Source organism: Legionella sheltonii (genome assembly GCF_026191355.1).
Lineage (GTDB): Bacteria > Pseudomonadota > Gammaproteobacteria > Legionellales > Legionellaceae > Legionella > Legionella sheltonii.
The window spans coordinates 49,309-67,062 of the sequence record NZ_JAPHOQ010000009.1 but is presented as its reverse complement, the minus strand read 5'-3'; the positions used below and the strand labels follow the sequence as shown (position 1 = coordinate 67,062).

The window sequence follows — 17,754 nt, the reverse complement described above, 5'->3', positions numbered from 1 at the left end:
CTCCTTATAAAAAGCAACAATTTCTCTTGCGCCAAATCATGAAACCAAAATTATCCCCATCCCCAGGATAGGTATGTCCGGCTTCCCAGGTAATGACTGAACGGCCAAAGGGCTGGCAGCGTTTTGCATCAGGCAATGTATTGACTAATTGGTAGCGATACCGGCTTTTAGGTAAAATGGAAGAGCGATAGGTGCTACAAAGTGCAGGCCAATCTTTACCAACGGAATCTTTAATTGCTCCAAGGCGATGAAGCTTAAAGTCGGTGCGTTCTGTCAGAAGTGTTGCGGCACTAATGGGACTTGCCTGATTGGCAACAAAACCATTGAGAGGATAAGTGGAACCTTGAGCGCCCATGCACCAGAATAAAGAATCCATGGCCGTCCCTGCGAATGCTTTGGTTGCATCTGCAGCACAAGACGCACGCACTGGCGGTGTGGTAAATAAAGTGGCCTCAGGATTAAGAACAAAAGCAAACTCAGAGTCATTCCATGTTGGATCAAGTTCACTCAAATACATCACATCGAAATCTTCTGTCTCCATACAGCCGATGGAAGTGAGTACCTGCAGCCAATACATCAGTGGGTATTTGTACCAATGCACGTAATAAAATGCGCCCCGCCCATCGGTATCAGGCATTTGTGAACCACCCAGCCCCTGATCTTTAATGTGCAATTGCACCCCAAGATTCACCATGCAATAAGGCTTTCGTGTCACATCCACTAACGCAAAGGGTTCCCAATAACCTATAGTAACTCCTAAAAGTTGTAATTTGTTTGGGCAGGAGCAGATAGGGTTGCCAGGGTTTTTCGTATCAGGATATTGGCTCTTTACCACTTCGGAGGAGCCAATGGTTAATGGGAACAAACAATCCCAGCAAATGTCTGTTATAGGATTGACAAAATGCCCCTTACATTGTGATGCCTGCAGTGAACCTATGAAGAATAAGCCCACAATAATCGAATAGAAGAATCGTTTATTCATCGTTCACTCCAATTTCTTTAACCTGCCAATCAAGACCTTCCTGGCTGACTATGCTTGGAACGTGTTGAAGGTGAAGCCTGGATGAAATGATGCCGTTCACATCAAAATAAATTCGACCAAAAAGCTCTGCAGCAACTCGAACATCCCCACCGGTCAAAATAAATTTAACGTGCTTAAAGTCGGTGTAATGTTTTTTAACCCAGGCAACCTGTCCTGTATCATCTGCATTAAAAAAAATCAGGGTTTTAAGGAAGTGAACACGCTCAAATGGATTGATCCGAGTTCCTGCTTTTGCAATTAAATGTCCATCAGGTGTCCAGATATCATGAGATACAGTCACTGCCGGTGAAATGCGAAACGTCTTAGGCTTGCGAGTCGTGCTCAATGCCAAAGGGGTTGGCCTCATCGCCTGACGTGCGGCTTTCTGCTCTAAATCGCGTTGAACATGCTCTAAATCACCGCTTTGCTGCAATGCATAGAGTTTGTTCATAATGACTTTCCTTATATCCTCTTCATTGACAGGGAATGTCTGACCATAATGACCTATATTTTTTGCATGACTCACAGGTTCTAATAGACAGAAAAAACCTAGAATAAGGAGAAACAACTGTTTGCTAGCGTGCCTCATGTTTTATCCTTGTTATGGTCAAGGCAATAAGCTCATCCGTCACATCCACATGGGACGGTTTGAAACCCGCCAATACGGACGCACTCACAAGGGTTACCCGATGTGACGCTCCATAATCCTTGATGACTTCTGGGAGGGTGCGTGAAAAGCGCTCCATTATTTTTAATTGTTCTTCATGAGTCAGTTTGGAGCGAGCAAGCATTACCGAAGGCGCTTCAATGGCACGATTCATGTCAACCACCAAAAGAGGTAAAGGCTTAGGCCACATCACCAAAATACCCGCCAGAATTCCAATTAATCCGCCAATTCCTGCAAAGACCCAGTGCATGGTTTTGATCTGGTTAAACCGCATAAGCTCTCCCATAATGCTCCTTTGCCACTTGCGATACGGCATCCAGAAATAACAGTCCCTGTGCCACATAATTAATGACTGCCTGATAATCATCACCATCGGAAGATAAAAGCACGCGAGTAAACGGATCCACAAACAAGCGATGAAAGGAGGAAATACCATTAGCACGCAGTAAAACTTGAGAAAAACCTGCTTCTTTCGCTATCGGGAATGATTTGAGAATAGTCATCTCGTAGTCTGAAAAAGTCTCATGCTTTTTTTGATGCTCCAAAAGCGGTGATTCCTCTTGTAAAAAAACAAGCTTTAATGCGGAATTTTCCCAGGCAGCTCGCGCTTCTGAAAATTCGAAATAATCCTCAATCCCCTGAGTAATCGTGACAAATGATGCTTTATGCCGCCGACCAGTACGAAAGCCTTTGGTAATAAAGTTCACCGCAATTGAATCTCCTGTAAAAAATGACCAGGCTTCATCAATGATGCACATCTTTTGTTTGTTCCTGTCTGAGTTGAACATACGTCTTTGAAACTGGGAAATAACGGACAGAAGAACAGGGGCGCGAATACTTTGATTGTCCTCAATTTCCTTTAAGTCCACTACAATCATACGGGCATCAGGTGATAGCTGAGAGGGTTCATTAAACGCTTTGCCATGCTCTGAGGCAGAACAGTAACGCTGGAGGTTCTTAGACAAAATGCGCGCTGTAGGATAAGTTTCGCGGTCGTGCTCGTACAACGACAATAAGACTCCTGCAACCTCATCAATGCGTGTTTGATTCTGAGTTGTTCCAAAAGCGGTTAAAATGGCTTCTCTTAAAGTGCCTCGGTCGTCATCTGTAGCACCGCTGGTTGGGCAGGTTAATAATTCAAACAAGGCAATAATGTCATCAATCTCCCGTAAAATGTCCGTTACATGGGTAAAGGGATTCATCGCCAAATTGCTGTATTCAAGATAAGTCCCACCGAGCGCCTCACACAGTTTTCTATAGCTCCCACCTACATCAATAATGAAAATATCTCCGCCATTAAATAGGATATTGAGCATCAGCATCTGAATGAAAAAGCTTTTTCCACCGCCCGAGGTTCCGGTGACAGCCATGTTGTAATTGCTGCCAAATACACCAGAGAAGGGATCGATGCAGGCGAATTGATCGCGCATGGTAGGTAACAAGATACCCCTGCCTACTCCGCGCCAGTCAGAAAGAATGGGCATGTATTGAGTTGCATTCCATGAAGAAATTGGCCACATCATTGTGGGAAGAGAAAAATCCTTAACCAGATTTCCTGTGAAAAAAAACGGCATCGAGACTAAAAAATAGGGACATTGCATGCGTTTACACAATGCCAGTTTAATGTCATTAAACGCAAATACTGTGCGAGCAGCTTCTACATCACGCTCTTTCTCATGAGGTCTTGAAAAAAGAACCACATTATAAAGCATCTTTACAGAACGAGTCTTCTGAGAGGATAAATCATCACGAAAAGTACGCCATACCCGTGCCTGCTCCTCCGTTCCCGCCACATTTAATGCGTAATCACTTTTAGATTTTTTATCCAAATCACGGGTTTTACGATTCGCCCTACCCTGAGCACGTCCTTGCTCTTCGACCAGATAGATGACTGAAATGATGTGATTGCAGGATATTCTTTTATCAGGATGAAAAATATTGCTGGTATTATTAATGTTCTCCCATAAACAATACTGGCGAGGCAGACGATCAATGGTCAGAACAGTGACTACTGTTTCATAAGCACGCCCAGATTCATTAACCCCTTTAATCACTACTTCATTATTTTTAAATTCAATATCAAAGTCATGAGACAGTGCCTGCTCTTTGAGTAACTTGGTTTTATCATAAATTACAGGGCGTGGAGTAATGACATCAGGACAATTATCCAGATAAAAATGAAGCAAATGCAAAAAATCAGTTGCATCTGCTTGCTTGAATCCAATTTTTGCAGCACTTAAGGAGGCTTCAAACGAAACGCGAAACTGGCCAAAACAGGCTTTTAAATCACTCTCGGATTCTTTTTTGATTTTATCAATAACGATATAGCAATCTGTATGCGTTAATCGCGGTGAAAGCATCGTGTTGGTTTTAAAACCATGGATGGCGGCTTTCTGATAAAAGGCCTTAAGGTTATCTCCTAACAGGCTTAAATTTTCAAATTCGCTTTTTGCAAACTGGGAAGTAAACGCTTCAATATCATTCCCAACTTGATTGTGTTTGACGCAAATCAACTGCAAGGTGAACTCATGCGATACTTTAGATTGAAGCAGCGTATCCAGTTGTTCCGCTATGTGTTCATTCGCACCTGTTAAAGGAATAATGCGATAAATTAATCCTGCGTTGTATTCGTTAAAAAACAGCTTCGATTCCTCATCAAAATATTGATAAGGCAGTATTTTTTCAGTAAACGAAGGATATTGATGTGCCTTGAGGTCAAAATCGAGATCATTGCCCGTTAGCCCTTTGTCATTCCAGGTCTCCTTTAGCAACTCATAAGTATCTTGGACCCATTCTATAGCGTTTGTAAACATGGCTTCTCTCCTGTGAACTGGTCAGCGCCTACTTATAACCTGAATAAAGAGCCTGGCTTTTTGCCTGCTGCACGAATTGACCATCGGGTGTGTAGCGTTTTTCCTGTACCATGCGATTCACCATCTCCATGCTTTGACAACCACCCCTGTCAGCAAAGGGGCATCTGGCATCCTCGTTGTCCAGGATGGATTTGGAGCAGGCAGATAACTGCGACACTAAGAAAAGGGTACTCAATAAAAATAGAGGTTTAATCATGAAGTGGCTCCTCATTTTGTACGGTTGAAAATAATGGGGTAGTGGGTTGTCCTGGTTGATTTAATAGTGGATTCTCAACAGGATTAACGGTTTGAACCATGGGCTCTTGATTATTGGACTGCATCAATGAAGCGCCATTCACTGGGTGTGTATTTAATTCATAGGCACGGCTTACAGTGGTTGTAACCCCAGACTCGTTTTGGGCACGTCCTTCATTGATGGCTCGTCCTGACTCATACACCTGATGTTCTTTGTCTATCCAAAAGCCTTTAGTAAATAAAACTGAAACACGACGACCCGCACGTGCCACAACCAGTGGATGGTAAATATCGGCAATGCGCATTACATAATCTGAAATACGATTGGCAGGATTACTAAGCGCACCACCAGCAGCCGATTGAGCAAGGGTTGATGCCTGCCCATAGGTCGTAATGGTGCCAGCCCCTGGATTGATTGTTTGAGCGGTATTTAAATTCTTTAAACCATCACCAAATCCTGCCAGCATGCCTGCCGCTGCCGAATAGGTTAACAGAGGTTTTGTTTTTAAAATGGAAGTTCCGCGTAAATCCTGCATGGCATCCAAATCAAATACAGAGCCGTAGGCCTTTTGTTCAAAATTGATGTTGTTTCCTGCGCAAGACAGTGTTTCTAAATGCATCACCACGGAACTTCCTGATAAATCACCATAAGTAGATACCAGTGCGACACAGTCTTCCAAATGAGAATGCTGGTTGTTGGGCATGATTCCTCCGCTGGTAAGGCGGATTAAAGCAGTTCCCATATTTTTTGAGCCGTTTATTCCTGCATCACCTAAAACCCCAGTCAGCAACACCCCTTCAACAAAGGTTCCCGCCCAAACGTAATTTTTAGCGGTTCGTACATCCCTGTTTCTTTTCTTCCGGTTGTTAAATTGCACTGTTTCCAGTCCTGATTTTGCCAGCAGTTCGCGCTCTGCCTGATGCTTTTTCTTTTGCTGTGCTTCCATCTCTTGACGAGTTGTCGGCCTAACGGTGACCAGGCTAGGCTTACGGCTAGAAACCAGTGCAACCTGTAATTGTTCGTTCATTTTTTTATTTTCTTCTTCAAGGTGTGCAAGCTGCACTTTCATAGCCTGCATCAAGGCTTTTGTTTCCGAATTTTCTGTGTTCACAGGTGCTGCTTCCTGCTGTTTTTTATGATGTTCTGCCACTAACTCTTTTAAAGAATCAATTTGTTGCTGCTGTTGCAGAAGGAGTGCTTCGTCACTGCCCTGGTTAAAAGTACTTTCAAAAATACTCTCGAACGAAGCTTCTTCCTGGTGGATTGGCTTTTTTTTCTCAGCCGATGAGTAACAATAAAATCCATAGGACGCGCCACCCACCAGTAATAGAATGGCTGCATGCTTCAATTGTTCCTTTTTAGCGAGCTTATTGGCGTTTTGAGGCTTTAGCGTCAACCATTGTTTTATTTTTTTAAACATTACCTACTCTCCTTCCAACTCATTTTAAGCAGCTCCTGGTTTATCCCTGATTGCTGTATAACCCGTATAAATAAGCGATTTTTTTAGGTGGGAGTGCCTCATCACTTAATGACAGGGACTCCGCATCCTTATGGGCAAATAAGGCTGTTGTAAGCGCTAGTTCATGATTTGATGTATTTTCTAGCCGATAGACATAGCCCGTGAAACGCTTACCCTGATATTGCTTTTCAAGAGTTACCTTAATGTTTTTTTTAATGTAAAAAGGACTTGGAATAACCCATTTCTCATTAAATTCTTTGGGAGTCTCCCCTGCTTTCATGGCAGCGATTGCCTCATCTACTTCGCTGGCATCAGGGGTATCCAGTTTCACAAATTTCAATTTTGTTTGAGCGCGAGGCACAAGTCTTAAGGTTTTTCCAACCGATTCATCAGGTGTCAAGGTAAGTGATACGTGATGTCCTTTATCTGTAGTTAGGAACAGGGTAATGGGAACTTGAAAATTGGGCTTTATATACACCGAAGAATCCGTGCTTTCGGGACTATCCATCTCACTTTTATCTACTGTAATAGCATGCTCTGGGTAACTTAATTTAGTGATCGATTCCCCTTCAACAAACACACGATTAAAGTTAATACTCGATAAGGTCAGATTAAACTGCTCTCCTTCTTCAAAAGCGATGATCGAAGGAGCCGTGCTTGCACCAACAATTCCTGAGCACAAACAACTTATAAGAAAAATGGTTTTTTTAGCTTTATCATAAATTGAGTTAGTCATGGTGTATCTCCTGAATGGACACAAGATTTAAAAGGCCTGATTGATGTGAAAACTGCACTCGATACATTTTGTGTTGTGGCTTTAATTGAATCCCATGGCTTGTGCGATACAATTGCCCTTCGATTTGACCTTGATTTTTAGAGACATCCACGGATACTTTTTCAGCGTAAAATACGGAGCTTACATTTTTTTCATGTACTGTTTTTCGCTCGGCATCCAATAGTTTGGAAAACGATTCCTGGTATTTCGCTGGAATCAGATGAGACAGCATGGTGTAACGTGCATCAATGGTTTCAGGGTTGTAGGTCAGGCGTAAGTCAGCTGCTTTCTGCGTCATTTCTTTCAGGTATTCGGGTGAATAGCCTTTATCGCCAATGCTAAACTCAGAACCAGTACACACTGGAAGCCAGTGAACCTGCTTATGCAGTAAGGTATAAAAATTTAAGACGCAAAGAACAATAACTGCAAACGTACTCGATAGCGCCCAAATCAGCGTCAGCTTGAATAACAGTCTGTTTTTTGCAATCGCATTATCACGAAATGTAGTATCCATTAAATCACCTGATATAAATTCGGTTGGCAGAATCGGGCAAAGCTCGAAATAAAAGGGACGTTAACCGGTGAGGCAGCGACCAGTATACGATGGCAAACAGACTCCGCAGAGGCAGTCCGCCATACTTGATATGCATCGCAACGCTTAGGGCTGCGCCTATCATAAAAAGCTGATAGGCAAGTCCTGTTAAAAGCCCAATTCCAGTGAGAAAAAAAATGGGCAGGCCTGTGGTAACAGGAATACCCGCAATTTTTGGCTCATCAGAGAGCATAAAGGTTTGGTAGTTGCGAGCCATTATTTCAATGCCCAGTGAGTAAACACCATCAATACAGGAACACCCGCAAGGACTGCGATATTTTTGGTTTTGATGTAGGCATAAGCCCCTGCAAGCCCTTCTGCTAACAAAAGAAAATAAGGGAGATCTGAATCCGCTCCGAAGGTTGCCTTTACTTCCTCTTTCAATCCAGAAAGCCGATTCTCAGCAGCAAAACAAGTATCAGGCATCAAACACAACAGTGCCAAACCAATCATTAAAAAAGGGAGCAGTTGCCTGGCATACAGATATCCTTTAATGCTCAAATCGTTCATTGCTGTTCTATAGTTCATCACATTCTCCTTTTTTGGTTAAAAAAATCCCCTGAGCCCCAATTTGTGCTCATTTTTTATTCTTTTTATTTAATGAATCGTGTTTTTGTGGTTTTAAAAAGAGTGCTTATTCATCCATGGCTACTCCTTTATTGGGCATGTTTTGACTTAATAGGTGATTGCTCTTTTTCAGTTCATCTAAAATTTGCGTCAGTAGGTGATTTGCTAAATCCAGTTTTTTGAACAAAGCCACATACTCAACTGATTTGGCTACGTCAGGAACCTCGGTATTCAGGGCTAAAACAAGTGCATAAAGTCCTCCACCAGTCAGAACGTGTTTAAAATATTCGACATCATGTTCCTTATTCATTGCTGCATCAACTGCAAGTATCTGATTGAGCTTAACGTTATTTTCAGGCAGTGTTGTGGGCTCTGCATAAATAATTCCACTTACGACCATGAAGGTCATCGATAGCATGAGTGTTTTAATTGCGTTCATAAAGTACCCCTCTTCTATTGGCTTATTTTTATCAGTTAATGCACTGTTTCATTCTCAATCGGATACATTAAAAACAACTGCTGTCTTCTTAATAATGAATAAGCATATATTGCTGCTTGTGCATTCTTATCAAAATCAAAGCCACCTATGTTTAGGGCCGCCTGTTGCAAGCAGGAAATACAACTCTCTAAAATATCAAATACTTCTTGTTCTACATTCATAATGGATTATTTTGATGAGCGATAAGGTTATTGAACCATCATTTAAGTGAAGGTGCATTCACCTAGGTGCAAGGATAAGAAAAAAGTAAAAATTTTTTCTTAGAATGAATAGACTAATTAAAATAACTATTGAAATCGTAGGTAATTATCAAATATTTCATCAACTTTACATAATCGGTAAAGAGTTGTTCCAGGTTAGACTCATGCAATCCCATGTCCTTTAACCAGTTAAAAAAATCCTCTCCTTTTAACAAGTTATGCTCCTCTCTAAATTGTTCGACTTGATATATAAGCTCGTATTCTGTAATTGTGTACGTTTGTTGATCAAGAAGAGACAGCAAGTATTGATAATGGAGCCTTTTCTTTTTTGTTTCAGGAATTGATAGTAATTTAAGAATATTTTCCACCCTCTTTAGAGACACTGAACATTCTGTCTGCTCATGCACCGGGGCACGCAACCAAACAGGAGACAAAGTAGACTCAATTAATTTTTTTTCAAAAAGAGTAAACTCTCTTTTTTTTCTATTTAAATCAGAAACCGTAGAAAGAATGTGTTGTTGGTTTAAAGAAAGCAATAAGGACTTTGCATCCTCTTTTTTTGCGTCTATATAATTTGCTTTAATCAAATGATAATGGTCTTCTGACACGTGTTGAGAAATTTTCTCCCACGTTCTTTCAGCATAAAAAATGGAGCGTATTGAATTTAAAACAGTTCCATTATTAATACTATTTAGTCGTTCAAGAGTTAGTCGGATATTGATTAAAGGAATAGTTTGCACGTTATTGAATTTAGAATAAGCAATTGCCACTTCATCGTCACCATCTACTTCTTCATTCTTATACATCTCATATATACGCCCATGTCCCCGCATGCCAAAAGAATCCAGCTCGGCTGCTCTCAAAGCCCCCATTGAAGCTGCACCCCAAACCTCAATACCGTAGTCTAATGCTGTTAATATTTCTTTATGCCACACAGAAGGAACCCAGGAAAAATTTCCATCGATGATAACTATCCGTTTATACCCTGATTTTATTGCTTTAAGTACATCCCCCTTTTTGATTGAAGGTAAATACGCCGCATGGGGAAGTAGATGCATCGCTTCTTGGTGGGTTAACGAAGTTTCTAAGAAAACTACTGTTTCATACATGACTTATCAAATCCATAGAAATTAGTTTTACTTTTAAAATGCATATTTCTTTGTCATAGTATTTATAAACTAAAATATCTTGATTGTTTCCTTTAATCTTTTCAAACAGAGCCGAAAGTGCATCCTCTATTGTCTTTACCGAATAATTAGGCAACTCAGAAAAATCCTTTTTATCTTTGACGACAGGAAACTCACTAGTTTTAAAATCATACTTTGTATGAATCAAGTCATCACGGGAACCTGCTATTGTAGTTACTCGCGATTGAATAGCCTCTGTCAGAGCACGATTTAAAGCTATTTGTTTATCGAGATGACATCCACCACCCTTAAATAGAATTTGATTTTCAAAAGGATTTTTTGATTTAATCCATACCTCAAACGAAGGAATTTCATAAATATTTTCATGAAAGTAAATATGGCAATCAAATTTTTTTGTAATATTTTTGACCATTTCGCCATTAACAAAAGCAGTCTCAGATATCTTTAGAGCATTTTGTCGTTCTATTACCTCTAGAATTCCGTGTAAAAGAGCCTCTTTATAGTTATTTCCCCCAGCAAGTCCAGTTGTATCAGGAGAGTAAATCAATACTTCTGGTAAATAAGAATTTAGTGAGAACTCAGCAAAAGGCACGAGAATGGATTTTTTTGCAAATACTATTTCAGCTTGTACCCAATTCATAGGCCGTGATGAATCATTAAAGTGTACAGACTTTGAAAGATCGTTTAGTGGCATAAAAATAGCTTTGTCTTGAGCTAGTTCAAACTCTGACTTATTAGTCAATTGTGGGATTAACTCTTCGGCAAAATATACTTCAATAGACTCCATCAATGCCGAGCACTGAGCCGCCTCTTTTGTTAATCCTTTTCCCTGACTCGTGGTTAACGATTTTGCTCTAGGCCTTATTGCAGTAAAGACAGGTAGCGCGGTGTAGTCTAAATGGGTTACATCAGCTAACCGTGTAATTCCCGCCAGTTTCTTGAAAGATGTCAATACGCCTAGTGTTTCGCAGTAATTGCGAGCTCTTAAAGACGTTTCTTGATGCTCAAAAATCATTTAGAAAGCCTTTCATTAAGATAATAGGCATCAACACCTAAGTTTCTCAGTTCTGATACAAACAATTTACTTCGATATCCTGATGCACAATAAAATACCAACTTCTTATCTTTATAGGATAAGAAAAATGAATAATCAGTATTCTCTTTAACAGGAAAAAATAGATCATCTACTAACTTAGTAATCTCTCGTTCTTCTTTTTGCCTTATATCAACTAGAAAATGCTTGGTTCTATCAAGTTGCCCCAGGGAAATCCCATAATCAGCACTTTGATTCTGCAAATAACTTAAGCTGATTTTTCTTTGTTTACATGCAAAACAGTTATTATTTTGCTTTATAGGCATGGAAGAAATATTGAAGTTTTTTGCATCTATTATTCGTATCTGTGGTACTTTCTCATTCTCTATCTTGAGTAAATAATTTAATGCCAGATTAGCAGCCATGGTTCCTGCCATTCCTGTTACAGTGCCTAAAACACCCGCCTCCGAACAATTAGGTATTACACCTATAGGTGGTGGATTGGGGTATAGACAACGATAACAAAGATTCTTTGTATCAAATAAAGCAAGCTGAATGATATTGACCAAAATACTACAGCTGATAAATACTTTATTCTTTAAAACACAAATATCGTTAATAAGGTATCTTGTTTCAAAATTATCTGTTCCGTCAATAATCAAGTCGATATCAGATACTAAGGAATATCCTAAATCCACATCAAACCTTTTAGTGTGAGCCTCTATAACAATATTTTTATTAATTTTACTTAAAACATTCCTCGCCTTTTCTGCCTTATTGAACCCTATATCGCATTCATTAAATAAGATCTGCCTATGCAAATTAGAAAGGTCTACTTTATCATCGTCAACAAGAATTAACTTTCCAACACCAGCTGCGGCAAGATATTGAGCTACTGGACTGCCTATCCCGCCGAGTCCAACGATCATAATTGTTGCGTTATTTATTATTTTTTGACCTTGCTCTCCAATAACAGAAATTTGACGTTTGTATCTATCCACTCTCCTACCCTCCTGAAATAGAAGTCACAATACACACTTCATCATTTGGGTTAAGAATAATGTCTTTAATGGATGATATCTGTTCTGAGTTAACAAATACGGAAATGTATCCCTTTGAACAACCACAGTCGTCAAACATCTTTTCAAAGTTTTCTTTATAAAATTCTGCTAATACTTGTTGCAAATTTGAATTACTGGAAACCAATTGGGTTTGTTTTCTATCTGAATTAAACTCTATTAATTGATATTCATGCATTCTTATAACCTGTAGATTTTTGTATAAACGACATATATAATTTACTTATATTTTTAACAATTGTGACGAAAATATGAACGAACAACTGTTTAAAGACCTTACTAAAAACTCATCAGCAGCCAAAATGAGGCTATAATCGATTTTTAGAATTAATATATTTCTACAATATCTTGCTCTGCAAGAAAGCTACCTGTTTGGTTGATTTCCATAATAGAGTCATCCCAACAAATCACCATCGCTGACTTAGACATATGCGCCATTTGCTCACTGGTATCATCAGGCCTAACAAAAAGTGTCCACTCGTTTTGTACATGGAGTTCTGGCTTGTGAATTTTTTTTATAACACCGTTCTTTCTAGGAAAATAACCACAAATGTAATGGCTTTTATTCTTTACAAAGCGAGGAGGGTCAACCTCACAAACAATGCAACATAAAATTGTTTCAAGACTCAAGGAGTATTTCTTTTGGTATAACTTATTTAGACCAATACCTGGAGGTCTAGCATTAGTTTCAATAAACTGAATACAACCATCCTCACTCATGAAAAACTCGGTGTGAAGCACCCCGTTATTGAATTCTAATAACTGGCAAACCTTAACTGAAGCATCCAAAATTAATTGTCGCTGATGCTCATCTAAAATATTCAGACTAAATATAGGCAAATTTTTACTGACCATTAAATGATTTGGATGCGTATATTTTCTGGCTTCTACAAATAATATATCCCCATCAAATACTGCCAATTCTGAATGGTATAAATCATCTGCAACATAAGCTTGAACGATATACTTTTCCTCACTCTCTTTTTTATTGGCCAAAAAATCACAAAAATCCTTCTCGGTTTTAATGTGATATGTCTCATACGAGCCAGATGAATTAATAGGTTTAATAAATATCTCTTGATCACCTATCCTTTCTTTGATTGATTTTAGGTTTGAAGATTCAATCAATGTTGTTGTTTTAGGATATAAAAATAAACCATCCAATTTTTGATACATAAGATCTTTATGACTTAATAGCATCGATGTATTCAAACCCATGCCTGCGATATTTAGTTTTTCCCTGACCCTTGCTACATCAACAAACATATCTTCCGAAAAACAGACTATATAATCAGGGCGAATCGAATCACAAATAGCGAGCAGATCTTCAAATGAAAATGAGCTTACTAATATATTTTCTCTGTCCTTAACAAACTTAGATTCATCTTTAATCAAAAAAATGGGGGAAATTCCTAACTGAACAAGTAGATCACAATCAATTAGCTCATAATCCTGGAGAGGATCAATGCATAACAGCGTCTTTATTTTCATTGTATTTAATACCAAAGCATCCTACTAAAAATGTTGTTTTAGAAGGGAACTGATCTACTGAATAACCAAGTTTATCTGTTACTTCTAAAAACCGAGAATCATAAGAAAAAATTGCTTCTCTAGGCAATTTAAATAGATTATTAGTCACTTGATTATTTTTTTCATGAAAAAGTGTTAAATCCAGATTAGTAGCACTTTCAAAAAAAGGGGTACTCTTGAAATGACCTAACTTATTTATATGATCCGCATATTGCAAATAAGTATCGTATATTAATTCACATCGTTGTGGTTTATTTGAAAATGATGTTGGTTTAAAAGTCATCTCTTCTTTGAGTATTGAATAAAAAACAGGATTGTTTTTATTTTTATCAAAATGCACTGGCTCCATAACAAAGGGAGTGTATTTGGATTTATATATATCGCGATACACCTCAACAATAAAATCTAAAGGTAATAAATCATCACCAACAGCTAATCCGTAGCCAGGAACTTGTCCTGTCCCTATAGTAATTAATTGGCTAATCGCATTATTAGTAAATTCATTTTGAGATATTTCTGGATTATTTGCACGAACATAGGCCATTAGATAATTATAAAAAGGCAGATTTGCATAATATCCTGTTTGATTAGAATCAAACTCCATCACCAAACTCAAAAGAGTAGGTAATTTATTCTCTTTTATTAAAGTTACAATTTCAGAGGGAAATACCAATAACTTTGAACGCCAACTACAATTGGCTGCATCGCACAAGCTTTTGAAGGTTAAATAATGATTTCCAAGATCATCTGGAACAGGAATATCTGCCTTAAAATATTTTTCTAAACTAGCATGAGGCCTTGCATCTGCCACCGGACAGAGTAAGAATGTATTCCTTGCACCCGACGATATTTGCAATATATCTGTTGGATGATGAGTATTTGAAGCATTATAAAGTGAACTAACGCTTAAAAAATCTCCCTCTCTATAAACCTGATGTGTACTCGACTTCCCTTTAAATTCAATAAACATTTCAAGATTTTTTTCTAACACCATTGAAAACGGAACTGAAGAAAGTTTGCCACCAGTATTTGGTAAATAAAAGTGATTTTCATCTGCTATGATCTGCCCATACTGATATTCAAGTACAGTAAAAAGCATATTTTGAATGCCATCTATCGTTTCCAATACTTCATAGAGACGTTTGTTAACCAGAGCTATGTCCGTTTTTACCTTATCCCAAGATAGTTCACTCATATGATATCAATATAAAAGTCCTATTAATTAACAGCATCATACAAGAGAACATAACTACATTCAATGAAACTGCATTTCATGTAATAAAATTTATTGGTAAAAATTGATATTTTTATTGCATAAATGCATTTCAAGCTATAAATTATGTCACATGGAATGCGTTTTAAATAAAAACGGAGTTTTAAATGACAATCGACCAGGTAGATAATCAAATCATAAAAATGATAGTCAACGGCTGCCATGTGAATGACATAGCGGAAGACACAAAGAAGTCAAAAAGGTACATTCTTTATCGACTAAGTGATCTAAAAACAAGTTTTAACTGTAAAACCACGCCTCAGTTAATTTATATGCTGACCACATCGGGGTTAATTAAGTAATTTTTTTCACATGGATGTATTATGAATAATTCGATTTATTATTTGGGCTTTAACAAGATTCTTTCACTAACTAAATGTCCGAAAGAAGCGCTCCTTTTAGATAAAATAATCTTCCACCATCAAGGCACTCTTTTAAAACGCGAAAATAGATTATGGTTTACCAAAAAAATTCCTGATCTTGCTGCAGAACTTGGCTTTAGTGAAAGCAGAATATATATCTATCTAAAGAACTTAGAAGAAAATGGCTTTATTATCCGAAAGCGATTTAAATTTTATGGTGTACCTCGTTCCTTTATTGCCATTACAGAAATGCTTCAAAGTAAATTACAATTGATCAACCAAGAGCCAGAAAATACTCTGGAGATAAAAGAAAAAATCCCAACTCCTGAATTAGATATAAACGAGAGAATGGATTATCTTGTTTCAACAGATACCATTAATAAAGAAAAAAATAGAGTAATTAATAATATTACTCTTTCTCATTCAAGTACTAAATTACCACTTAACGAGCTCAATATTGCTAAAGGGATGTTGCTGAATGTTCAAAAACAACATGGAGTAAAGCTATCCTCACCACAAAAAATCCTGGATGAGGTTGTATTTTCACTAAGTAACCAAGAGCAATTCCAAAATATTGGGACTTTTCGGCACAAAATTAATATCATTTCTCAACTTCTGCGCACTAATCGCTGGAGAACACCGAAAGGATTTAATCAATATTCTCCGGAAGGGAAACGCTACAAAGAAGAGTGCGAGCAGGAAAATGCTGTTCGACTGCAATTGAAGAAGGAGGAATGTACTTATTCTGGATTAGATGAGTTTGCTACAAATAAACGTTTATCCAATGTTTATGAATTGGCTCATCCCCTATGTACTAACATGGAATTACAAAAGTCACTTCAAATTCAACAAAGTCTTATAAATGGCATTAAAAAAGATATCAAAACAATAAAAAACCCTAATGTATTGGACAATTTTCTAAAAATATTAGCTCAAGAAGAAACAAAGTTATCCAAATTACAGGCAGAATTATCGTTAGAATAGATCATGCTACCCCTTCGATCGCTTCAACCGAGGTTTTTTGTATACTATTCTCAATCGTTTTAGAACATAACCAGAGAATGAGTGCACCAAAGATGGCATATAGACCTAGCTGGGTAAATGCGCTCATATAATGTTCATTGCTAATAAGCGGATTTAATGATTCAGATTGAGTCATTAAATTAGAAAAATAGTTGGATAATGTGGCTGCTATTCCTGAAGCCATCATCCATATCCCCATCATAAGTCCTTGCAGTTTTTCTGGTGCAAGACTTCCTATCATCGCATAACCAACAGGAGCAATAAGCAACTCCCCTATCGCTTGAAGAAGATAATGCGCAATAATCCAAATCATGCTAGTTAATCCCTCGGTACCACAATTCATTATGCCAACAGTCAATGCCAAAAACGACAATGCAATAAACACTAAGGAACACATAAATTGTTTTGATATCGAAATGGTGATTTGTTTCTTTCTTAGTTTATCAAATAGAGTGATTGCTATAGGTGAGCCTATAATTACAAAAATTGAGTTTAAATTCATTAACCATTGTGGAGGAATATAATAAGAACCTATGTAAATACTCACGTTATACTTCAAGAATTGAGTCACACCCATAGGTCCTACAAAATAAAGCATCCAAAATACAATTGAACTTACCGTTAAAAATACAAAAGAATAAATTTTTTTTCGTGCATTTTGTGTACTTAAACTACGTCCAAGTAAGGTTATATAGAATAGAGCCGCAGAACCAATAAAGAGTATGAGGCCATTTGCTAACCAAGAATAATAAAACCCTGCTAGAAGAATAGGTATAATAAATATGATTAATATCAGTCCTAATCGACCCCTCTTTATCTCCTCCCTGGTATTTATTTTATTTTTTGCGAAATATTTCCACGATTTAATAATGAAAAACACCGTAATTAGATTAATCAAATTACTTACTTCAAATAAACGATCGTATCTATCGTGAATATCAATAAATCCGCTCATAACATAACCAGAGAGGAATCCTATATTCATAGCACTGTAATTATGAAAAAATGCTTTTTCTCTTAATTCATTTTCGATACTTGTAAATTGTTGGGTAATAAGGCAGTTAATACATGTAGATCCTAATCCACACCCTATAAGAAACAAGCTTAACCCTAGATACACAAAAGCATCAGAAAAATTAAGTACTATTAACCCTACAGTTTGTATGAGCGTTGAAATGGCAAATAGCAATCGATAACTTAAAAACCTATCCCCAATGTACCCCGCTACAAAATGTAAAATAAAATTTGATGCCAGAAAAAATCCTACGATTCCATTGGATTGCATTTGAGTTAAGCCAATGTTCTTTGTTAAATAAAGGGATAATGATGAAAATAAAATAGCAAAACTGAATGTAGTTATTGCATTTAGCCAATGTAGATAAACTACCCCTTTTCGCTCACTCTTTACAGCATGCATT

The 17,754-nt window shown here is 37.8% G+C and carries 20 protein-coding genes; 1 reads left to right on the top strand and 19 read right to left on the bottom strand.

Annotated elements, in window-relative coordinates; all coding sequences use genetic code 11:
* Window positions 1-4: 4 nt before the first annotated feature.
* From traU to OQJ26_RS11160, 18 genes are all read right to left on the bottom strand, one after another.
* Window positions 5-982, bottom strand: coding sequence for a conjugal transfer pilus assembly protein TraU (traU, locus tag OQJ26_RS11245; protein WP_058393359.1), 978 nt, complete (start codon window positions 980-982; stop codon window positions 5-7).
* Window positions 975-1,610 (bottom strand): type-F conjugative transfer system protein TraW, encoded by a 636-nt coding sequence (gene traW / locus OQJ26_RS11240; protein WP_265703895.1) that lies wholly within the window; start codon window positions 1,608-1,610, stop codon window positions 975-977. The genes traU and traW overlap by 8 nt, the downstream gene beginning before the upstream one ends.
* Window positions 1,597-1,974 (bottom strand): TrbI F-type domain-containing protein, encoded by a 378-nt coding sequence (locus OQJ26_RS11235; protein WP_265703894.1) that lies wholly within the window; start codon window positions 1,972-1,974, stop codon window positions 1,597-1,599. The genes traW and OQJ26_RS11235 overlap by 14 nt, the downstream gene beginning before the upstream one ends.
* Window positions 1,952-4,501 carry a type IV secretion system protein TraC gene (gene traC / locus OQJ26_RS11230; RefSeq protein ID WP_265703893.1) on the bottom strand — a complete coding sequence of 850 codons (2,550 nt, stop codon included), beginning with the start codon at window positions 4,499-4,501 and terminating at the stop codon, window positions 1,952-1,954. The genes OQJ26_RS11235 and traC overlap by 23 nt, the downstream gene beginning before the upstream one ends.
* A 28-nt stretch (window positions 4,502-4,529) precedes the next feature.
* On the bottom strand, window positions 4,530-4,757 hold the full coding sequence (locus tag OQJ26_RS11225; RefSeq protein WP_265703892.1) for a type IV conjugative transfer system protein TraV: 228 nt from the start codon (window positions 4,755-4,757) through the stop codon (window positions 4,530-4,532).
* Window positions 4,750-6,216, bottom strand: a complete 1,467-nt coding sequence (locus OQJ26_RS11220; RefSeq protein ID WP_265703891.1) for a TraB/VirB10 family protein — start codon at window positions 6,214-6,216, stop codon at window positions 4,750-4,752. The genes OQJ26_RS11225 and OQJ26_RS11220 overlap by 8 nt, the downstream gene beginning before the upstream one ends.
* Window positions 6,217-6,256: 40 nt before the next feature.
* On the bottom strand, window positions 6,257-6,991 hold the full coding sequence (gene traK, locus OQJ26_RS11215) for a type-F conjugative transfer system secretin TraK (protein WP_265703890.1): 735 nt from the start codon (window positions 6,989-6,991) through the stop codon (window positions 6,257-6,259).
* Entirely contained in the window at window positions 6,984-7,544 is a 561-nt protein-coding gene (locus tag OQJ26_RS11210; RefSeq protein WP_265703889.1) for a TraE/TraK family type IV conjugative transfer system protein, read from the bottom strand. The genes traK and OQJ26_RS11210 overlap by 8 nt, the downstream gene beginning before the upstream one ends.
* Window positions 7,545-7,548: 4 nt before the next feature.
* A complete protein-coding gene (gene traL / locus OQJ26_RS11205; RefSeq protein ID WP_265703888.1) occupies window positions 7,549-7,839 on the bottom strand; it encodes a type IV conjugative transfer system protein TraL in 291 nt (96 codons plus the stop codon).
* The gene (locus OQJ26_RS11200) at window positions 7,839-8,150 is read right to left on the bottom strand and encodes a type IV conjugative transfer system pilin TraA (protein WP_058393352.1); all 312 of its coding nucleotides are present in this window, start codon (window positions 8,148-8,150) and stop codon (window positions 7,839-7,841) included. The genes traL and OQJ26_RS11200 overlap by 1 nt, the downstream gene beginning before the upstream one ends.
* Before the next feature lie 106 nt (window positions 8,151-8,256).
* Window positions 8,257-8,628 carry a hypothetical protein gene (locus tag OQJ26_RS11195; protein ID WP_058393351.1) on the bottom strand — a complete coding sequence of 124 codons (372 nt, stop codon included), beginning with the start codon at window positions 8,626-8,628 and terminating at the stop codon, window positions 8,257-8,259.
* A gap of 35 nt (window positions 8,629-8,663) precedes the next feature.
* Window positions 8,664-8,849, bottom strand: coding sequence for a hypothetical protein (locus OQJ26_RS11190; RefSeq protein WP_058393350.1), 186 nt, complete (start codon window positions 8,847-8,849; stop codon window positions 8,664-8,666).
* A 113-nt stretch (window positions 8,850-8,962) separates the two neighbouring features.
* Window positions 8,963-9,997: a TfuA-like protein gene (locus tag OQJ26_RS11185; protein WP_265703887.1), complete on the bottom strand. Its 1,035-nt coding sequence runs from the start codon at window positions 9,995-9,997 to the stop codon at window positions 8,963-8,965.
* The gene (locus OQJ26_RS11180) at window positions 9,990-11,051 is read right to left on the bottom strand and encodes a YcaO-like family protein (RefSeq protein ID WP_265703886.1); all 1,062 of its coding nucleotides are present in this window, start codon (window positions 11,049-11,051) and stop codon (window positions 9,990-9,992) included. Before OQJ26_RS11180 ends, OQJ26_RS11185 begins: the two co-directional genes overlap by 8 nt.
* Window positions 11,048-12,070, bottom strand: coding sequence for a HesA/MoeB/ThiF family protein (locus tag OQJ26_RS11175; RefSeq protein WP_265703885.1), 1,023 nt, complete (start codon window positions 12,068-12,070; stop codon window positions 11,048-11,050). The genes OQJ26_RS11180 and OQJ26_RS11175 overlap by 4 nt, the downstream gene beginning before the upstream one ends.
* A 4-nt stretch (window positions 12,071-12,074) precedes the next feature.
* Window positions 12,075-12,326, bottom strand: a complete 252-nt coding sequence (locus OQJ26_RS11170) for a MoaD/ThiS family protein (protein WP_058393346.1) — start codon at window positions 12,324-12,326, stop codon at window positions 12,075-12,077.
* Window positions 12,327-12,475: 149 nt separating this feature from the next.
* Window positions 12,476-13,543: an ATP-grasp domain-containing protein gene (locus OQJ26_RS11165; RefSeq protein WP_265703884.1), complete on the bottom strand. Its 1,068-nt coding sequence runs from the start codon at window positions 13,541-13,543 to the stop codon at window positions 12,476-12,478.
* 67 nt (window positions 13,544-13,610) lie between these two features.
* Window positions 13,611-14,873 (bottom strand): hypothetical protein, encoded by a 1,263-nt coding sequence (locus OQJ26_RS11160; protein ID WP_265703883.1) that lies wholly within the window; start codon window positions 14,871-14,873, stop codon window positions 13,611-13,613.
* A 401-nt stretch (window positions 14,874-15,274) separates the two neighbouring features.
* Between OQJ26_RS11160 and OQJ26_RS11155 the strand changes: the two genes are divergently transcribed.
* Complete coding sequence (locus OQJ26_RS11155; RefSeq protein WP_265703882.1) at window positions 15,275-16,297, top strand: hypothetical protein; 1,023 nt, start codon at window positions 15,275-15,277, stop codon at window positions 16,295-16,297.
* A 1-nt stretch (window position 16,298) separates the two neighbouring features.
* Here the strand turns inward: OQJ26_RS11155 and OQJ26_RS11150 are convergent, their stop codons facing one another.
* Window positions 16,299-17,753, bottom strand: coding sequence for a peptide MFS transporter (locus OQJ26_RS11150; protein ID WP_058393341.1), 1,455 nt, complete (start codon window positions 17,751-17,753; stop codon window positions 16,299-16,301).
* Between the last annotated feature and the right edge of the window lies 1 nt (window position 17,754).